19 protein-coding genes are annotated in these 17,655 nt (G+C 63.6%); 3 read left to right on the top strand and 16 right to left on the bottom strand.

What is annotated here, in order from left to right; all coding sequences use genetic code 11:
• Positions 1 to 74: 74 nt before the first annotated feature.
• The 9 genes from recF to V8192_RS02470 all read right to left on the bottom strand — a co-directional run bounded on the left by recF (position 75) and on the right by V8192_RS02470 (position 9,202).
• Positions 75 to 1,127, bottom strand: a complete 1,053-nt coding sequence (gene recF / locus V8192_RS02510) for a DNA replication/repair protein RecF (protein ID WP_341632289.1) — start codon at positions 1,125 to 1,127, stop codon at positions 75 to 77.
• 52 nt (positions 1,128 to 1,179) lie between these two features.
• The gene (locus V8192_RS02505; protein ID WP_341631481.1) at positions 1,180 to 1,848 is read right to left on the bottom strand and encodes a hypothetical protein; all 669 of its coding nucleotides are present in this window, start codon (positions 1,846 to 1,848) and stop codon (positions 1,180 to 1,182) included.
• Between the two features lie 16 nt (positions 1,849 to 1,864).
• Positions 1,865 to 2,968: a DNA polymerase III subunit beta gene (gene dnaN / locus V8192_RS02500; RefSeq protein WP_341631480.1), complete on the bottom strand. Its 1,104-nt coding sequence runs from the start codon at positions 2,966 to 2,968 to the stop codon at positions 1,865 to 1,867.
• A 126-nt stretch (positions 2,969 to 3,094) separates the two neighbouring features.
• A complete protein-coding gene (locus tag V8192_RS02495) occupies positions 3,095 to 3,700 on the bottom strand; it encodes a fasciclin domain-containing protein (RefSeq protein ID WP_341631479.1) in 606 nt (201 codons plus the stop codon).
• Between the two features lie 75 nt (positions 3,701 to 3,775).
• Positions 3,776 to 5,377, bottom strand: coding sequence for a hypothetical protein (locus V8192_RS02490; RefSeq protein ID WP_341631478.1), 1,602 nt, complete (start codon positions 5,375 to 5,377; stop codon positions 3,776 to 3,778).
• Between the two features lie 122 nt (positions 5,378 to 5,499).
• Positions 5,500 to 6,768, bottom strand: a complete 1,269-nt coding sequence (locus tag V8192_RS02485) for a spinster family MFS transporter (protein WP_341631477.1) — start codon at positions 6,766 to 6,768, stop codon at positions 5,500 to 5,502.
• Positions 6,765 to 7,922 (bottom strand): kynureninase/PvdN C-terminal domain-containing protein, encoded by a 1,158-nt coding sequence (locus tag V8192_RS02480; RefSeq protein WP_341631476.1) that lies wholly within the window; start codon positions 7,920 to 7,922, stop codon positions 6,765 to 6,767. The genes V8192_RS02485 and V8192_RS02480 overlap by 4 nt, the downstream gene beginning before the upstream one ends.
• The gene (locus tag V8192_RS02475; RefSeq protein ID WP_341631475.1) at positions 7,919 to 8,686 is read right to left on the bottom strand and encodes a tryptophan 2,3-dioxygenase; all 768 of its coding nucleotides are present in this window, start codon (positions 8,684 to 8,686) and stop codon (positions 7,919 to 7,921) included. Before V8192_RS02475 ends, V8192_RS02480 begins: the two co-directional genes overlap by 4 nt.
• A gap of 45 nt (positions 8,687 to 8,731) precedes the next feature.
• Positions 8,732 to 9,202: an outer membrane protein assembly factor BamE gene (locus V8192_RS02470; protein WP_341631474.1), complete on the bottom strand. Its 471-nt coding sequence runs from the start codon at positions 9,200 to 9,202 to the stop codon at positions 8,732 to 8,734.
• A 125-nt stretch (positions 9,203 to 9,327) separates the two neighbouring features.
• Between V8192_RS02470 and V8192_RS02465 the strand changes: the two genes are divergently transcribed.
• Together V8192_RS02465 and V8192_RS02460 are read left to right on the top strand one after the other, a co-directional pair.
• Positions 9,328 to 9,840, top strand: a complete 513-nt coding sequence (locus V8192_RS02465; protein ID WP_341631473.1) for a ubiquinol-cytochrome C chaperone family protein — start codon at positions 9,328 to 9,330, stop codon at positions 9,838 to 9,840.
• Complete coding sequence (locus tag V8192_RS02460; RefSeq protein ID WP_341631472.1) at positions 9,837 to 10,361, top strand: YceD family protein; 525 nt, start codon at positions 9,837 to 9,839, stop codon at positions 10,359 to 10,361. Before V8192_RS02465 ends, V8192_RS02460 begins: the two co-directional genes overlap by 4 nt.
• 82 nt (positions 10,362 to 10,443) lie before the next feature.
• On the opposite strand, the gene ssb is transcribed toward V8192_RS02460, so the two are convergent.
• The 5 genes from ssb to V8192_RS02435 are packed head-to-tail and all read right to left on the bottom strand — an operon-like array spanning position 10,444 to position 14,662.
• The gene (gene ssb / locus V8192_RS02455; protein ID WP_341631471.1) at positions 10,444 to 10,932 is read right to left on the bottom strand and encodes a single-stranded DNA-binding protein; all 489 of its coding nucleotides are present in this window, start codon (positions 10,930 to 10,932) and stop codon (positions 10,444 to 10,446) included.
• 27 nt (positions 10,933 to 10,959) lie between these two features.
• On the bottom strand, positions 10,960 to 12,807 hold the full coding sequence (gene feoB, locus V8192_RS02450) for a ferrous iron transporter B (protein WP_341631470.1): 1,848 nt from the start codon (positions 12,805 to 12,807) through the stop codon (positions 10,960 to 10,962).
• Positions 12,804 to 13,070, bottom strand: coding sequence for a FeoA family protein (locus tag V8192_RS02445; RefSeq protein ID WP_341631469.1), 267 nt, complete (start codon positions 13,068 to 13,070; stop codon positions 12,804 to 12,806). The genes feoB and V8192_RS02445 overlap by 4 nt, the downstream gene beginning before the upstream one ends.
• Before the next feature lie 42 nt (positions 13,071 to 13,112).
• Positions 13,113 to 13,760 (bottom strand): COQ9 family protein, encoded by a 648-nt coding sequence (locus V8192_RS02440; RefSeq protein WP_341631468.1) that lies wholly within the window; start codon positions 13,758 to 13,760, stop codon positions 13,113 to 13,115.
• Positions 13,761 to 13,765: 5 nt separating this feature from the next.
• A complete protein-coding gene (locus V8192_RS02435; RefSeq protein ID WP_341631467.1) occupies positions 13,766 to 14,662 on the bottom strand; it encodes a DMT family transporter in 897 nt (298 codons plus the stop codon).
• Between the two features lie 165 nt (positions 14,663 to 14,827).
• On the opposite strand from V8192_RS02435, the gene V8192_RS02430 reads away from it, so the two are divergent.
• The gene (locus V8192_RS02430) at positions 14,828 to 15,916 is read left to right on the top strand and encodes an alkene reductase (RefSeq protein ID WP_341631466.1); all 1,089 of its coding nucleotides are present in this window, start codon (positions 14,828 to 14,830) and stop codon (positions 15,914 to 15,916) included.
• On the opposite strand, the gene ribH is transcribed toward V8192_RS02430, so the two are convergent.
• Together ribH and ribB are read right to left on the bottom strand one after the other, a co-directional pair.
• Entirely contained in the window at positions 15,913 to 16,335 is a 423-nt protein-coding gene (ribH, locus tag V8192_RS02425) for a 6,7-dimethyl-8-ribityllumazine synthase (RefSeq protein ID WP_341631465.1), read from the bottom strand. The two genes, V8192_RS02430 and ribH, sit on opposite strands and share 4 nt — an antisense overlap.
• On the bottom strand, positions 16,335 to 17,618 hold the full coding sequence (ribB, locus tag V8192_RS02420; protein WP_341631464.1) for a 3,4-dihydroxy-2-butanone-4-phosphate synthase: 1,284 nt from the start codon (positions 17,616 to 17,618) through the stop codon (positions 16,335 to 16,337). The genes ribH and ribB overlap by 1 nt, the downstream gene beginning before the upstream one ends.
• Positions 17,619 to 17,655: the final 37 nt, after the last annotated feature.

Genomic DNA, 17,655 nt, shown 5'->3' with positions numbered 1-17,655 from the left:
TTCACGCCGCTTTCAACGAGCGTCTCGTGTTGCACTGCAATATAGGGCAAAGCGGCGGAAAGTCCACCTCAGTGTCAGTCGGGCAGGACTTGTCCCTGTTCGATCCGGAAACGAGAGGCGGCGCCGATGCCGTCAAACAAGTCCGCTTCGGTTGCAGTCATCCATATCTGCCCACGTCCTTCCAGGCGCCCGAACAGCGCGGCGCGGCGCACGGGGTCGAGGTGCGCGGCCACCTCGTCAAGGAGCAGGATCGGATGGCCGTGCCGACTGGCCACGAGATCCGCGTGTGCCAGCACGAGGCCCAGAAGAAGAGCCTTCTGCTCACCGGTCGATGCCTGGGCGGCCGGCATCTTTTTGGCGCGGTGGACCACGCAAAGATCCTGTCGATGTGGCCCCTCGATCGCCCTCCCGGCACCAGCATCGCGCGCGCGACCGGCTCGAAGGACCGGTACGAGGTTCCTCGGTGCCCATCCCACTAGGGAAATTTCCGCCCGCGCAAACTCGGCTTCGGGCGCAGCGGCGATTTGCCCGTCGAGCGCCTCGACGGCCCGTGCCCTGGCTTCGGCAATCGCCGAGCCGTGCTCGGCCATCGCAAGTTCGAGCGAGGTCAGCCACAGTTCGTCCCATCCGTCATCGGCGAGTAGCTTGTTGCGCGCCCGCATCGCCGCGTCGTAGCGCGCAGAATGGTGGGCGTGGCTCGGCTCGAGCGCCAGGACCAGCCGATCGAGGAAACGCCTGCGGTCGCCGGCGCTCCCCATGAACAGGCGGTCCATTGCCGGCGTCAGCCACAGGACCGAGAGCCATTCCGACAGGCTGTTCACCGATGCTGGCGCGCCGTTCACCCGTACCACGCGGCGCTCGGGACCGTTCGGCCGCGTCCCGGTGCCGATGTCGATGTCGCCCAGTTTCGCGGCAACCGCCCAATCCCCGCTCCCGCCCCGCCGGCCCATCTCCGACAGGGAGCTGCCGCGAAGGCCGCGGCCAGGGGTCAGCATTGATACTGCCTCGAGGAGATTGGTCTTCCCTGCCCCGTTCTCGCCGTACAGCAGCACGAAGCCCTGCCCCGGATCGACAGTCGCCGAGACGTAGGAACGAAAGTCGGTGAGGGTCAGGTGGCTGACTGGCACACCGTCCTCATTGAGCAGCACGGGGCCGCGGCGCAATCCGCGACGTACAGGGTCACTGGTCGTACGGCACTCTTGCCGCCGGACACTGCTTCACGGGAACAGGACGCCGGTCCTCGTCCGTCCTCACCCAGCAATCGTCGAAGACCGAGCAGTAGCAGATCGAGGTGTTCACGGCATTTGTCGCATATTGCGACCTCAGGCGATCGAGGACCGCCTGGTTGGCCGGAGTCATTGGCCAGTCGAAGGCGTCGACCGCCTCGCCTGGACGGATCATCCGGTCCCGCAGCCTGGACAGGATGACTTCGCCGCTGCGAATGCCGCGGAACTGCTTGCTCCCAACGCTTGCCGACTGAAGAAGGCCAGGAGCGCAGCAATGGTCGATGAGGGTATTGAAATCCCGCACGGGCCTGCCGTTCACGGTCATCACGATCTCGGCGAGACGAGCCGGTCCGACGCCTTGATTTTGTACGGTCAGCCGCAGCGCAGGCGAATGAAGATCCGCTTCGAGGTTGCTCATCTCGATTTGCAGATAGGGGAGCGATTCGGCTTCAACGAGACGTTCGTTCTGGTGAACGAGCTGGGTCATCACTTCCCCGTGATGCCAAGCGATCAGGATCGATACGAACGAGATGAAAAGCGCCGCGAGCGGCAGAACGAGGTCGAGGCGGCGAATACCCGTCTTGCGATGGTGGACGTGAGGCTTCTCGATCTCGACGTCCATGGCCCCTCGCTTTGGTTCAGACCCTCATCGGCATGAGCACGTAGAGAGCGTTTGCCTTGTCATTTTCGCGAAGCAGCGTCGGCGCAGCGGCATCGGCAAGATGCACCTCGACGGTGTCACCATCGATTTCGCCGAGGATATCGAGGAGATAGCGGGCATTGAACCCGATCTCGAGGTTGTCGGAGCCATAGTCGGCAGCGAGCTCCTCTGTCGCAACGCCATTTTCAGGCGAGGTGACCGACAGCGTGACCCTGTCCCGGTCAACGCTCATCTTCACGGCGCGGGTCTTTTCAGAAGCGATCGTCGAAACACGATCGACTCCGGCCGAAAAACTCTTTGGATCAAGCTTCAGGAGCTTGTCGTTTGCGGTGGGGATGACCCGGTTATAGTCCGGGAACGTGCCGTCGATCAGCTTGCTGGTCAGGATGGCGCTGCCAAGGCCGAAGCGGATCTTGGTTGGGGAGAGCGAAATCTCGACCGTACCCTCGAGCTCCTCGAGGAGCCGGTAAAGCTCTGTGACCGCCTTCCTCGGAACGATCACGTCGGGCATGCCTTCGGCGCCGTCAGGGCGATCCACGGTGATACGAGCGAGCCGGTGGCCATCCGTGGCGGCAGCTCGCAGCTGGTCGTCGACCACGTGCAGGAAGATGCCCATCAGATAGTAGCGGGTCTCCTCGCTCGAGATCGCAAAGCGCGTTTTCTCGATGATCTGGCGCAAGGTAGCAGCGGGAAGCTCGAACCGCGTGGGCAGCTCCCCCTCGGCGATGACCGGAAAATCGTCGCGCGGAAGCGTCGATAGATTGAACCGCGCCCGGCCGGCAACGACCTGCATTTTGCCTTCCGCGGCGGTGATCTCGACTTGGCTGCCTTCAGGCAGTTTGCGTACGATATCGAAGAAGGTGTGAGCCGATACGGTCGTTGCACCCGACTGAGTGACGTTTGCCGGCACCGTCTCGTCCACTTGGAGATCGAGGTCCGTAGCCATCAGCCTCAGCACACCGTCCTCCCGCGCCTCCAGCAGCACGTTCGAAAGGATCGGGATCGTGTTCCTTCGCTCCACGACCGATTGGACGTGGCCCAGGCTCTTCAGAAGGGTCGCCCGCTCAATCGTCGCTTTCATGTCGCTCAAGCCCCATCATCCGCGCGTTAACGGCACGGTTATAGCGAGCCGTTCGGCGCGCGGAAGTAGAATGATGAGCAAAGCCTATCTGGGGTCGAGCGACGATCTCGCCCCAATATCTAGGGGCTACCTCCCAGCTTTCTTGCCGACGGCTGGTCCTTTGGCCGGCTTGGAGGGCATCAGCACCGCGTCGATGTGGTGAACGACGCCGTTCGTGTACTGCTCGTCGCCCTGCGTGATCGTCGCCTTGTGGCCGCCCGCGTCCGCGAGCTCGATCTTTCCGCCGTCCTTGGTTGCGGTGAGAAGTCCGCCGCCGGTGGTCGCTAGCATGCCCTTGCCCTTGCCGCGGTCGATCACCTTGTCGATGTCGGCGGTCATGACCGTTCCCTGAAGGATGAGGTTGGTGAGGACGCCGGTGAGCTGGGCACGATTCTCAGGCTTTGGATCGAACGTGCCGGCCGGCGCGCCGTTGAAGGCGGAATCGTCCGGAACGAATACCGTGTAAGGCCCCGGTCCAGCCAGAGTCTGGTCGAGGCCAGCCACCTTTGCTGCGGCCATGAAGCGGCCGGCAGGCGCCAGCCCGGCGGCAATCGTCTTCGTGCCCGCGATCTTCTGCGCCTTTTTCGTTTGCGCCTGCGGGGCGCCGCTCGCGGTCTTGCTGCTCTCGTTGCATGCGCCCGTCGCAAGCAATGCGGCGGCTGCGACGCCAAGCGCGAACGCCCGGGTTCTCATGACTTCCTCCTTGTTCGTTCTCGATACGAAATGGCCCGGCGGGGTTTGAGTTCCCGCCGGGCATCCTTGCCGCGCTCAGGTTAGAAGCGAGGCGACGATCGCCGTCACGACCTGAGTTACCGGGTCGACCTGGTAGATGTACCCGTTGTTGTAACGGTACCACGCATCGGGCGTGTCATAGTAAGTTGCCCGATAGGCATAGGGCACGTTGTAGGCGTCATACCCGACCGGCAACGGCTGGCCGACCGCAAAACCCGGCGACATCAGCGCTGCTACCGACGTGATCACGCTGGTGCGCGGATCATATTGGTAGATCGCGCCGGGAGCATACCAATAGCCGTAGTCCGAAGTGTCGGAATAGAGATCCCGGTACTGCAGGGGAAGGTTGTAGTAAGTATAGGCCGAGGGAAGCAGCTGGCCGACGCCATATCCGCCCGCGTACATCGGGATCACATTCTCGACGTAGCCATCACTGCAATCCACCTGGTAGACGACGCCGTCATAATAGCGGTTACAGACGTCACCGTAGTCCGGATAGAAGCTGTTGAACCCGTAATCGCTCGGCACGTAACTCGCCATGTAGGGCTGCGGAAGATACTGTCCCGGCAGATAACCGCCTGCAAGGAGCGGGATCAGCGCGGCGATCAGATTATCCGTCCGGTCGACCTGGTACAGGTAACCGTCGCCCCAGCGGTAATAATAATCGGGCGTGTCGGGATAGAGATACTGGATGCTCGAGGGCAGCGGCGCGAGCGCTGCGAAGCCCGCGACGTTCGCCACGGGAGCGCCCACAAACTGCTCGACCTGCTGAACGGGCAGGATCTGGACGTTATTCCCGTAAGAAAGCGATTGGTAGGGCGAGACGCCAGTCCAGGCGGGCTGGTTCGCAAGCTGGGCGGTATTTCCGCTGAGTGCCTTGCCGCCAGCGAACTGTTGTCCATTGAAGCGTTCGTTGGTGAGTGCCTGCCGCTCCGCCGCCTGCATGCCACCGGCGCGCAGCTGCTGGCCCTGCGCCATCCGCGCCTGCTGGCGCTCGAAGCCGCGCGTCTGCTGACGCGCTAAACGCCCGGCCTCCTGTTGCCGGCCGCGTCCATCGCCCGCAAATGCGCGGGCCTGCTGATGGGCAATGCCATGCTGACCGTGGCCATGACCCTGGCTTGCAAATGCGCGCGCCTGCTCGCGGGCAACGCCCTGCTGACCGCGGCCGAAGCCATGTCCGCCCGCGAAGGCCCGGGCCTGCCGGCGCTCGCCGCCGCGGCCATGTCCGCCGCCTCCTGCGTACGCACGCATCTGCGGCGCTGCGAAACCTCCGCCGCCGTGGCCATGACCGCCACCGCCAAAGGCCCGCATCTGGGGCGCCGCAAAGCCGCCGCCATGGCCGCGTCCGCCGCCTTCTCCGCGCGTGAACATCGGGGCAAAGTTACCGCCGCCATGACCGCCGCCGCCGGCAAAGACCGGAGCCCCACCGCCGCCGCCGCCGCCGCCGCCGTGCGGGTTACCCCCGCCGCCGGCAAAGACCGGAGCACCGCCCCCCCCGCCGCCGTGCGGGTTACCGCCGCCACCGCCGCCGCCGTGGGGATTGCCGCCGCCACCGCCGTGGTCGCCGCCGGGCTTCGCTGCAGCGACGCCAGCAATCGCGAGGGACGCGACGCCTGCTGCGAGGAATAGCCTGCGCATGAGAAATCTCCTTTCGAACGGGGAAAACGGCCCGTCCGCCGCACCGTTCCAACAGTTAAACGGATGGAACCGCCGGCTTACCGCACCAGGATGAACCTGAAATGTCGGGAATATTCATGTACTTAAGCGGGTTTAGGGAGATGATCGTCGAGCCAGCTCGAACGCAGGCGCGAGACGCAGAGGAACATCAGGAACGATGCGAGGAGATAAAAGACGGTGGAGCCGACCGCTGCATAGCGAAGGGCCTCGGCGCCATAGCTCTTCTTGAGGGACTCAGACACGGACCCGATGAGATAGGGTCCGACCCCAAGTCCGATGAGGTTGTTTATAAGGAGGAAGCTCGCCGAGGCAGTCGAGCGCATGCGCTGCGGGACGAGGTGCTGAACCGCCGTGATCACCGGGCCAAGCCAGAAAATATTGAGGGCGTTGGGGATCAGCAGTAACGGCCATGCGAGCCAGAGGCTCGGAGCCATGAGGCCCGCCGCGAACGTGGGGGCCGTGATGAGCCAGGCTATGGCGGGGAGCCTGGCGTACCAGCCGCGGTCGACTGTACCGAACCGGTCTGCGAGCCAACCCCCTGCAAATACGCCGACGCAGCCGCCGATGAAGACGACCGACGCCATGAACTCCCCGCGTTCGATCAGGCCGAGGTGGAAACTGCGCTCGAGGACCGAGGGAGTCCAGGTCGCAAGGCCGTAGCCGCAAAGCGAGCTTGAGGAGGCTGCGAAGGCTATCAGCCAGAAGACAGGCTTCCTTGCGAGCATTGGAAAAACCTGGCCGATGGGCGCCGCGTCCGGCGCTTTTGCCCTCGGAGGATCGCGAACGACAAGAACGAGGACAGGCGCCAGCAGGACACCTGCAATCCCCATGGTGAAGAATGCCGCGCGCCAACTGATGGCATGCGCGATGTAGGCGCCAAGCAAGGTCCCAAGTGCCAGTCCGATCGGCACTCCAAGCGAGAAGACCGCCAGCGCGCGGGCGCGGCGGCGCGGCTCGAAATAATCCGCGATCAGGGCATAGGAAGGAGCGACGCCGCCGGCTTCGCCGATCCCGACGCCCATCCTGAAAATGAAGAACTGCCAGAAAGATGCCGCCGTTCCGCAAAGAGCCGTGAAGGCGCTCCAAAAGGCAACCGCCCCAGCGATGACGCGGCTGCGCCCGGTGCGGTCGGCAAGGTAGGCAAACGGAATGCCGAGCACCGAGTAGAGAATGGCGAACGGCGGGCCGCTCAGAGCGCCGAACTGGCGGTCGTTGAGATGCAGGTCGCCGATGATCGGACCTGCCAGGATCCCGAGGATCTGGCGGTCGAGATAATTGAAGATGTAGGCGATGAGGAGAAGAGCAAGAACGAGCGAAGCGCTCGACCTCAGCCGGTGCAGGGTCCCTGTCATCGAAGCGTCCCCAGCAGCTCGACGAGACGGTCGACGTCCTCCTCGTCCTGATAGATTCCGAAACCGATCCGAAGGACGTCGCCCCGGACGTCGGTGATGCAATTCTTCTCCTTCATATCCGAGTGCCAGCGTTGGGCATCCGGACTGCGGAACGCGAGGAATCGGCCATGAGGGCCGCCGTCAAGCGGGTTGAGAAGCTCGGCGCGGCCCAGCGCGGTCGCCGAAAACGCGCGGAGCAGGCGTTCCTGCAGCCGTTCGCAGTGAGCCGAGATGCGAGCCGTCGAGAGACCATTGTCCGCCAGCATCCGCCGCACCGCGACGAACCGGTAAAGGGCCGAGGGATCGAATGTAGCGCCGAGGAAGCGACTGGCATCCTTGGCGTAGCCCACCCGCCCCGGGGGAAGGCTGAGATCCTCGAACTCTGCAAACCAGCCAGTGATCGGCGGCCGCGGGGCAAAGCCCGGAGGTGCGTGCATGAACGCGCACCCTTCGCCGGACATTGCATATTTATAGCCGCCCCCGAGGTAGAAGGCAGTCTTGGACGCGGATTTCCCGAACGGATGCGCAAGCGCCATGAAGGCGTGGTAGCCGTCGACGACGACCCACGGGCCCTCGAGCGCTCCAAGGCCAGCCAATTCTTCGAGCCGATCGAAGGTCCGCCCGCTGCCGAAGAGAAGCTGACTGACGAAGATGAAATCGTGGCTGCACGTCCGCGCACGCTCCAGGAAGCGGCCCGAAAACGTATCGAACGGCTCGGCCGGTACACGTTCAACCCGTGCGATGCCGGCCTCTTCCAGCCGCTCAAGCTGCCGGCGGGCGCTGTGGAACTCAGCGTCACTGGTCAGGACACGGACCGGCAAGGGACAGGGAACGGAGGCAAGCAGACGAACGAGGAGCTCATGGGTGTTGGGAGCAAAGACTATGGCTTGGGGCTGTTGCGTGCCGAGCTCGGCAGCGACCTCCGCCTGGGCCGACGGCCAAATTTCGCCCATCACCCTGTCCCACTTGCGGTCGGCATAGCGCGCGGCGTCGTTCCACGCCTCGAGGTGCCCTTCGAAGCTTGCATCGGGCCAGAGATGATGGCTGTGCGCGGCAAAATGCAGCCGGTTGGGATTTGCCGATAGACTGCGCGAGAACAGCCCCTTGAAGCTCAAAGATCAGTCCTCAGCGCCCAGAGCTCGGGAAACACGCGCTTTTCGAGCGTTGCCCTGAGATAGGGCGCACCAGCCGATCCTCCCGTACCCTGCTTGTTGCCGATGATCCGTTCGACCGTCAGCACATGCTTGTGACGCCAGCCAGCAAGCGCGTCATCGATGTCGACGAGCTTCTCGGCGAGCTCGTAGAGGTCGAACCAGCGCTCCGCGTTCCGATAGACTTCGAGCCAGGCCTTCGCGATCGCTTCGACCGATCGGTCGCCAAGATCAAATCCGGCCCGCTCCAACGCGCCGTGCGAAGCTTCGCGAAGACTGGTCTCCTTAAGCGCCTTTTCGAGCGCGGCACGCTCGCGGCTCTCTTGCGCATAATGATTTACGAAGTTGGGCTCCTTGAGGCCGAGGCGGAATTCGATCTCCCGGAACTGTTCGGACTGGAAGCCGGACGAGGTCCCAAGGACATTGCGGAACTTGAGATAGTCGACCGGCGTCAGGGTTGAGAGGACATCCCAGGACAGGGTCATCACAGCCTGGATACGGCTGATCCGCGCCATCGCCTTGTACGCCTCGGCGAAGCGATCCGCCTCGACCAGCGGAACTGCAAATCTCAGCTCGTGCAGCAGCTGCTTCATCCACAATTCCTTGGTCTGGTGGATGATGATGAACAGCATCTCGTCGTGAAGGTCCGACAGGGGGCGCTGAGCGCCCAGCAGATCCTTCAGATCGAGGTAATCGGCATAGGTCATGCCGGCCGGCGTCGCAGTCATGATGGGACGCTTAAGCGAAACGGCTGCCGCGCGGAAGCGCTCCCACTAGGGGCCGCTGTCTCCGCCGCCAGGACCGCCAAGTCCTCCCGCGCCTACCGAACCGATATTTCCGAACAGCTCCTCGAAGAAGCTGCGCTTCCGGCCCAGGGTTGGTGTCATGCGGTGCGTCGGCTCGACGTTCATCACCAGCTCGCGGCCAGTGCGCTGGACCGAGGCGACATTGCCCTTCGGGTCGAAGCGCACGATGAACACGGTCTGCTTCCTGACCCGCGGATTTCTAAACGCGACCTGGCTCACGTCGCGGGATACATAATACCAGTCGTTGGGGGTGAACTGGCCGACAAAGCTGGGGCGCCCAATTGCCTTCTCGACGGAATCCTTGTTGTCGACGCCGGGCTGGATCGCGCCGATGAGCTGCGGATCAAGGACTACTCCCTTGTGCGAGCGCATTTGCGCGCACCCGGCAAGCAGCACCGCTGCCGCAATGGTCACCGTCTTCAAGACCGCAAGCTTCATCCGTCGTACCTTCTAAGGGAGCGGGCCGCTTGCACGCGGCCACCAGCGCCTCAATATGCGGGAGGCAAGGAGCGACGCAAGTTGGAGCTCTTCAAAATCGCAAACGCGAGGCGCACTCTCGACCTATGCTAGGTTTCCTGTTCCGCGGATTAACGGCGAAACCATCGCCGGGCGCCGCACTGTTCGATGCATTGATAACCGAGGCCCGGCGACCCCACTGGTATGTTGAGGGCAAGGTTCCCGATACGCTCGACGGAAGGTTCGCGGTCCTGGCTAGTCTCACGGCATTGGCGCTCGTTCGCCTCGAGGACATGGGCGAAGAGGCAAATCCGCTAAGCGCCGCCCTTACCGAGCGCTTCATCGAGGTAATGGAAAGCGAGCATCGCGAAATGGGCCTCGGTGACCCGACGCTCGGCAAGACGGTGCGAAAGCTGGTAGGGATGATGGGCGGCCGCGCAGATCTACTGCGCTCCGCAACGGCCGGCGAAATGTCTTGGTCAGAGGCTGCGCGAGAAGGTCTTTACAAGGGCGCGGCCGACCCGGAGGCGCTTCGACACAGCACCGCCGAGTTGCAGCGCTTCGCCAAGCACCTCGATGAAACGGGGCTGGCCGAGCTCCAGCAGGGAAGAATCGCATGAACGACCGGTTCGCGCACCAGCTTCGCCTCGACCAGATCAGGGACGGTGAGCGCCTTGATCTCGTTGCTGACGAAACGGAGCGCGCCGGCATCGCCAAGCGGCTTGCACTTCTTTCTCTGGAGCGATTCGAAGCGCATGTCTGCATTGGTCGGACGGGGAACGTCGTTCGCGCCGAAGGCCGCATCGTCGCAGCGCTCGATCAAAGCTGCGTCGTCACCGGAGATGCTGTCGCGGCACATGTCGACGAACCGTTCGCAATCCTCTTCATCCCTGAACCTTCAAAAGTCTCTGCCGACGAGGAGATCGAGCTTGGTGAAGCGGATTGCGACACCGTGTTTTATGACGGGGCGGTGATCGACCTTGGCGGCGCGATCGCCGACACGCTTGCGCTCAGCCTTGATCCCTATCCGCGTAGCGCCGGTGCCGATGCGGCGCTCAAGGAAGCAGGCGTGATGACCGAGGAGCAAGCCAGCCCGTTCGCAGCCCTGGCGAAACTGAAGCTCGGCGGCAGCGAGGGCTGAAACCCCGACAGAGCATGCGGCGGGGCCGCTGCTTGGCAGTCGTGGGAGGCTCGAGGTTTCATAAAGCCCCGAGATCGGCCGATCAAAAAGGAACGTCGTCGTCGAGGTCGCTGTCGAATGCTGCGGGCTGGGGTCGCGATTGCGCCCGCTGCGGAGCGGTGGCCCCGCCCAATTCGTCGTAATCCTCGCCGAACGCGCTGCGGCCGCCAGCCGCGCCTGCGCCCTCGCGGCTGTCGAGCAGGACCAGTTCGCCACGAAACCGCTGAAGGACAATTTCGGTCGAATAGCGATCGCTGCCGCTCTGGTCCGTCCACTTGCGGGTCTGTAACTGCCCTTCAAGATAGACCTTCGAACCCTTCCGCAAATACTGCTTGGCGACCCGGCCGAGGTTCTCGTTGAAGATCACGACATTATGCCACTCGGTCCGCTCCTGACGGTTACCGTCGCGGTCCTTCCATTGCTCGGAAGTCGCGACCCGGATGTTGACCACCTCGCCGCCGTTGTTGAGTGAACGCGCCTCCGGGTCCGCACCGAGGTTGCCAACCAGGATCACCTTGTTCACGCCCGCCATGTCGCACTCTCCTCTTCTCGAGAGCAGCTATAAACCCAGCGCGACCGCCGTCCAGTAGGTTAGGCCGGCTGCGCAATAGGCGAGCACGAAGAGATAGGAGACCATCACCAGCGGCCATTTCCAGCCGTTGGTTTCCCTCCTCGTGACGGCAATCGTCGAGATGCACTGCGGAGCAAATACGAACCAGGCGAGGAAGGCGAGAGCGGTCGCAAGTGACCAGCGATGCTGCAGTTTGTCCTCGAGCCTTCCGGCCCCGGCCTGCTGATCGGGCGAGTCGATCGAATAAACCGTCGCGATAGCGCTCACCGCGACCTCGCGGGCGGCCATAGCGGGCAACAAGGCGAGGCTGATGTCGTGGTTGAAGCCGATCGGCCGGACGACGGCTTCGATGCCGTTGGCGATATGCCCTGCAATCGAGACTTCCGATTGCTTCTGCCCGGGGCCGGCCTGCGGAATGCTTGCGAGCGCCCACAGGATGATCGTCGTGCCAAGGATGATCGTCCCGGCGCGCTTTAAGAAAATCTGGGCCCGCGTGAGGATGCCGATGACCACGTCCTTGAAAGGGGGCCATTGGTATTTCGGCAGTTCCATCATGAACCCGCCGCTGCTGCCCTTCAGCACGCCCCGCCGCAGCACCAGTGCTGCGAGCAGCGCGCCGGCAATCCCCGTGACATAAAGCCCGAACATGACGAGGCCCTGCAGTCCCACTCCCCAGGCCAAGCGGGTGTTCGGGATGAAGGCCGCGATTATCAAGGTGTAGACCGGCAGGCGCGCAGAGCAGGTCATCAGCGGAGCAACCAGAATGGTCGTCAGCCGGTCCTTGGGATCATCGATGGTGCGGGTGGCCATGATCCCGGGGACCGCGCACGCAAAGCTCGAGAGCAAGGGAATGAAGGCCCGGCCGGACAAGCCAACGCCGTGCATCAGCCGGTCCATGAGGAATGCTGCACGGACCATGTAGCCGGTGCCTTCAAGAAGCAGAATGAAGAAGAACAGGATGAGGATCTGCGGAAGGAAGGTGATGACGGCTCCCACTCCCGCGATCCCGCCATCGACGACCATCGAGCGAAGAAGTCCGGCCGGCATCGCGCCGCCGACGAAATTCGACAGCGCTGCAACGCCCTCCTCGATCCACGTCTTGGGGACCTCGCTCCACGCGAACACGGCCTGGAACATGACGAACATGATGAGCGCAAGGATGATCGGACCGAGAGCTGGGTGAAGCAGCACGGCATCGAGCCGATGGGTCCAGCGCCGGACCGGTGTTTCGCTCACCACGGCCGCAGTCGCGATTTCGCGCGCACGGCGCTGCAGGTGAATAAGATCCGTCCTCACGCGTTCGTGAACCCCGCAGAACGGCGCGGAAAGCATGTCGTCGAGAGCGGTCTGAAGTTCCTGGATACCGCGGCGACGAACGGCGATCGTCTCCACGACGGGGACGCCCAGCTGCTTTTCCAGCACGCCCGGATCAAGTTCCAGTCCGTCGCGCTTGGCGAGGTCGACCATGTTGAGCGCGACGATGGTCGGCAGTCCAAGCTCGATCAGCTGCAGGCAGAAGCGGAGGTGGTTGTCGAGATTGGAGGCATCGACCACGATGACCAGCGCATCTGGCTGACGCTCTCCTTTCTGCTCGCCGAGGAGAACGTCCCGCGTGACGGCCTCATCCGGGCTCGCGGGGTCGAGGCTGTAGGCACCGGGCAGATCGACCATCTCGACCGGGCGTCCATCGGCCAGCGTCAAGCGACCCGAATGGCGCTCGACGGTAACGCCAGGATAATTGCCGACTTTCTGGCGCGCGCCCGTGAGCGCGTTGAAAAGCGCGCTCTTGCCGGCATTGGGACTGCCGGCGACGGCGACTAAAGGTAAGGGGTTCACTGGATGGGCTGGACCTGGATCGCGCCCGCGTGCCTGCGCCGGATCGCGACCGTCATCCGGCCGACGCGAATCGCGATCGGGTCGCGCCCGAATGGACCAAGGTGCAGCGGTTCGACCAGAACCCCCTCGTCGAAACCGAAGTGCCTCAAGCGACACCCCTCGGCCTCATCGAGCGAGGCCCAGTCGACGGTGCGGACACGTGCCTTGGTCCCGACCGCCAGTCGGTCCAGACTCGTTACGTCAGGCTGAAAGGGCGAGTTCATTGTTGCGACTGATTATCATTTACTGCGGCAGCTGTGAAGCCGCTAGCGCGGGGGATAACGCAATCGTCCGAGGAACCGCGATGGGCTGAAGTGTTCCGAGCCTCGCCAGTCCGCCTTGAGCTTCTCGAATTTCATGACATCGTCGATGCGGCGGTCGAGAAAGGCAGCGGTGTCCGCCAAGCCCTCGCTCTTGTCGTCGAGCCAGGCGAGCAAGGTCGAGCCATAGACCGCGCCCAGCGTCATTCGCTTGCTGTAGTGATTGAAATCGGTGCTCGTATCGCCCGCGATCCGCCACATGACGTCGGCTGTGCGCCACCCGATGCGAAGGGCAAGCGGAATATTCTGGGGCATCGCGAGGATCGCCAGTGCGCGCCGCACCGCCTCGCGAGCAGGGTCCATCACCTCGAGGCGGCGCCAGATAAGGGCGCGGATTTTCTCGCGGATCTTCAATCCCGCGATTCGTTCGGGAGAAAAATAGGCTTCCAGCGCCCGGTCGACCTCCTGGACGTACACATCGATCAAGCCGGTCTGGCTCTTGGGCATCGCCAGTCGGGCCTTGACGGGGTCAATCCCGAGCTGGCCCGCAGCGCTGTCGACGGCACCCCGCGTCCAGCCGTCGAACACGGCGTTTTCGCCGACCGCGAGGGCCAGCTCGCGGCGCAGCCGCTCGAGAGGGGACGGCGATTCCATACGGCTCAACTGGGCTGGACCGCAGCCGCGCGCAAGCCCCGCTCCGGAAGGCGCACGATGACGAGGGCAAAGGCAATTGCGACCGCGCCGACGACGTCCGTCACCGACAGGCGCTCGCCATAAGCGAACCAGCCGATTGCGGCGCTGATCGCCGGCTGGGTCAGAAGCGCAAGTCCAACGATGAGCGGCGGAAGAGTCCCGATCGAATAGACGAGGAGCCCCTGGCCGATCACCTGGCTCGAGAGTGCAAAGATGATCAGCGGGGTCCAGTTGTGCGGCCAGATCTGTTCGCCAAGGCCAAGGCTGATCGGAAGCAGAATGGGGATGGACAACGTCGTCGCAAGAATGAGCAGAGGCAGAGGCTCCAGGCTTGCCCGGCCCTTTTCAACGAAGATCAGGTAGCCGCCGTATAGGAGGCCTGCGACTAGCGTCAGAAGATCGCCCGCAAAATTCGTGGGGCTGAGTTCATAGCTGCCGCTCATCAGTAGCGCAGCGCCTCCTACTGCGAAAACCAGCGCTCCGGCCTGCCGGGCGGACGGGCGGCTATGAGCGATGCACAAGCCGTAGACGGCGAACACGAAGCTGCCGACGTTGCCGAACAGGGTGGCGTTGCCAAGCTTGGTCATCCGGATGCCCACGTTCCAGCTCGCAAGGTCGAGCGAGTAGAAGACGGCGGCGATCAGGATCGTGACGATGAGCGACCGACGGGGCCAGTGAGGACGCTGCCCGGAAATGCGGGCGACGGCGAACAGCAGGGGCAGAGCCAGCCCAAGGCGCCATACCCCCGCAGCTACGGGTCCGACGTCGGCCAACCTGACCATCCACGGGCCAAAGGCGAGTGCGACATTACCGAGGAGCAAGGCGGGAAAGGCTAGGCGATGGGGTTCGGCAGAGTGGCGCACGCGGGACCGGTTAGGGTCTTGTACGGTTCGAAGATAGCCGGAACCGCGCCCCAGGCAATAAACTGTACTTATGGTCTACCCGTCAGATCCGAGTTTGATTGGGTTGGCTCCAAAACTATCTGCGCCGCGAGCTCAGGGGATCGCAGTTCACGAGGAATATTGTCGATGTCCAGATTGTTCGACTCGCTCCAGATGGGATCGCTCGCGCTCCCAAACCGGATTGTCATGGCGCCCCTTACCCGCGCCCGCGCCGGCCGCGAAGCCGTCCCCAACGAGTTGATGGCGACCTATTATGCCCAGCGCGCAGAAGCGGGCCTGATCATATCGGAAGCGACCGGAATCAGCCGCGAGGGCCTTGGCTGGCCAAATGCACCCGGCCTCTGGAACGAGGCACAGGTCGAAGGGTGGAGCAGGGTCACCGAGGCCGTTCATCGAGCCGGCGGGCGCATCGTTGCGCAGCTCTGGCACATGGGCCGGCTCGTGCACCCGAGCGTCAGCGGAATGGAACCGGTTTCATCTTCGGCAGTGACCGCACCCGACTACGCTCACACCTATGAGGGCAAGAAACCTTACGTCGAGCCGCGCTCCGCAACGGAACACGACATCGAACGGATTCTCGGCGATTACGCAGCGGCGGCGCGCAACGCCATCACTGCCGGGTTCGACGGAGTCCAGATCCACGGCGCGAATGGCTATCTCGTCGACCAGTTCCTGAGGGATGGCGCGAACTTCCGAACAGACGATTTCGGCGGTTCGATCGAGAACCGGATCCACTTCATGAGCAAGGTGCTCGAAGCCGTCGGAGCAAGCGTCGGCATGGACCGCGTCGGCATCCGCTTCTCGCCCAACATCCGTTCCCAGGGCGTTGAGGATGGAGACCCGATTTCTCTCTACAAAGCCGTAGCGGGGCGCCTGGAGCAGCTGAAAGTGCCCTGGGTCGAGCTGCGCGAGCCGCGACTGCCAACGACGGCCGGAGTCATTCCAACCGCGCCTGTCAGCCCGGCAATGCGAGACGTCTATTCGGGGCGCATTTTGATCAATGCGGACAGCAATTGGTGCGATGCCCTTCGAGCCACGGTCGACGGGACTGCAGACGGCGTCAGCATCGGCCGGCTGTTCATTTCCAATCCGGACCTCGTGAAACGGATCGCGCTCGGAGCACCTTTCAACGAAGGCGACAGCTCGACCTTCTACGAAGGGGGAGCGGCCGGCTATGTGGACTATACAAGGCTCGATGAGACGAAAGCTGCTTAGGGCGCGTATTTCTCGCGCAGATCGAACAGGGCGAGCGCGGCCGCCGCAGCGCCGCCTCCCTTGTCGAGCTGCGCCGGATCGCACCGGACGATCGCCTGGGCCTCGTTTTCGACAGTCAGCACCCCATTACCCACGGCATAACCCTGCAGCGCCAGATCCATGATCCCTCGCGCACTTTCGCTGGAGACCACTTCGAAGTGGTAGGTCTCGCCACGAATAACGACGCCAAGCCCGACGAATGCGCAGTAGCGGCCGCTCCTCGCGGCAAGCGCGATCGCACCGGGAATCTCGAGCGCGCCGGGCACCGTCAGAGTCTCGTGTTCGTGTCCAGCGTTCTCGATCACCGCGCGAGCGCCGGCGAGCAGCATGTCGTTGAGGTGCGGGTAGAAACGCGCCTCGACCAGGAGGATCGTCGCCATCAGCAATGCGCCTCGATCGCGCGTTCCTCGATGATGGCCAGACCGTAGCCCGACAGGCCAATGGGTGCGTGGTGCGTGTTTGTGAGCAGGATCATGTCATGAATTCCAAGCGCTGCGAGGATCTGCGCGCCGGTGCCATAGCCGCGCACTGCGTCCCCGCCGTCAGCTGGCTTGCCGGCGCGAAGATCGATCGAGCGGGAGAGCGAGCCCGGTGCGGCTGCGTGAAGAGTGACCACTACTCCTGACCCCTCCTCTTCGATCATCCTCATCGATGCCTGAAGCACGCCGGAGCGAGCACAGGATTCGCCGATCACGTCGGCGAAGAGGTCAAGGCTATGCATGCGGACCAGTACGGGCTGCGTCGGATCGACCGTACCATGGACAAGCGCAAGCTGTTCCTCGCCGCTGGCCTTGTCGCGGAAGACCTGGGCCTGCCAGGGAGCTCCGCTGCTCGCGGTGAAGTTCGCAGTGGCGACCTTCTCGACGAGATGGTCCTTCTTCAGTCGGTAGGCGATGAGATCGCGGATGGTGCCGATCTTCAGGCCGTGGGTCTGCGCGAAATCCATGAGATCCTCGAGCCGGGCCATGGTTCCGTCCTCGCGCATGATCTCACAGATGACGCCGCTCGAATTGAGACCCGCGAGACGCGAGACGTCGACGGCCGCCTCGGTGTGACCCGCCCTCACCAGAACCCCGCCCGGCTTTGCGATCAGCGGGAAGACGTGGCCAGGGGACACGATGGCCTCGGGGCCATAAGTTGCATCTATAGCCACGGCGATCGTGCGGGCGCGGTCGGCGGCACTGATCCCGGTCGTGATTCCCTCCTTCGCCTCGATCGAAACGGTGAACGCTGTCTCGTTTCGGCTGCGGTTGGTTCGCGTCATTGGTTCGAGCCCGAGCTGGTCCGCACGCTCCTTGGTGATCGCAAGGCAGATGAGCCCGCGTCCGTGCCGCGCCATGAAATTCACAGCTTCGGGGGTCGCCATCTGTGCCGGGATCACGAGATCGCCCTCATTCTCGCGGCTCTCGTCGTCGACCAGGATGAACATGCGCCCGTTTCGCGCCTCGTTGATAATCTCCTCCGGGCCGACCAGCACGTCGGCAGTGCCACGCTGGATAAGCCTCTCGAGCCGCCCGAGGGTATCGGCAGTCGGGTTCCAGTCGGCCTGTCCGAGCTTGCGAAGGCTGTTGGGATGAAGCCCGGCAGCGCGGGCCAATCCCGCCCGGCTGACTTCTCCGGTCTCGATGATAGCGTTGAGGCGCTCGATAAGGGTCGTGCTCATCGCCCCGATATATCACACTCGAATGTGATAAAAAGCA

Origin of the sequence: Sphingomonas agri, assembly GCF_038148795.1 — a bacterium.
Classification (GTDB): Bacteria; Pseudomonadota; Alphaproteobacteria; order Sphingomonadales; family Sphingomonadaceae; genus Sphingomicrobium; species Sphingomicrobium agri.
The sequence above is the reverse complement of the archived record's forward strand: the minus strand, read 5'-3'. Positions and strand labels throughout refer to the sequence as shown.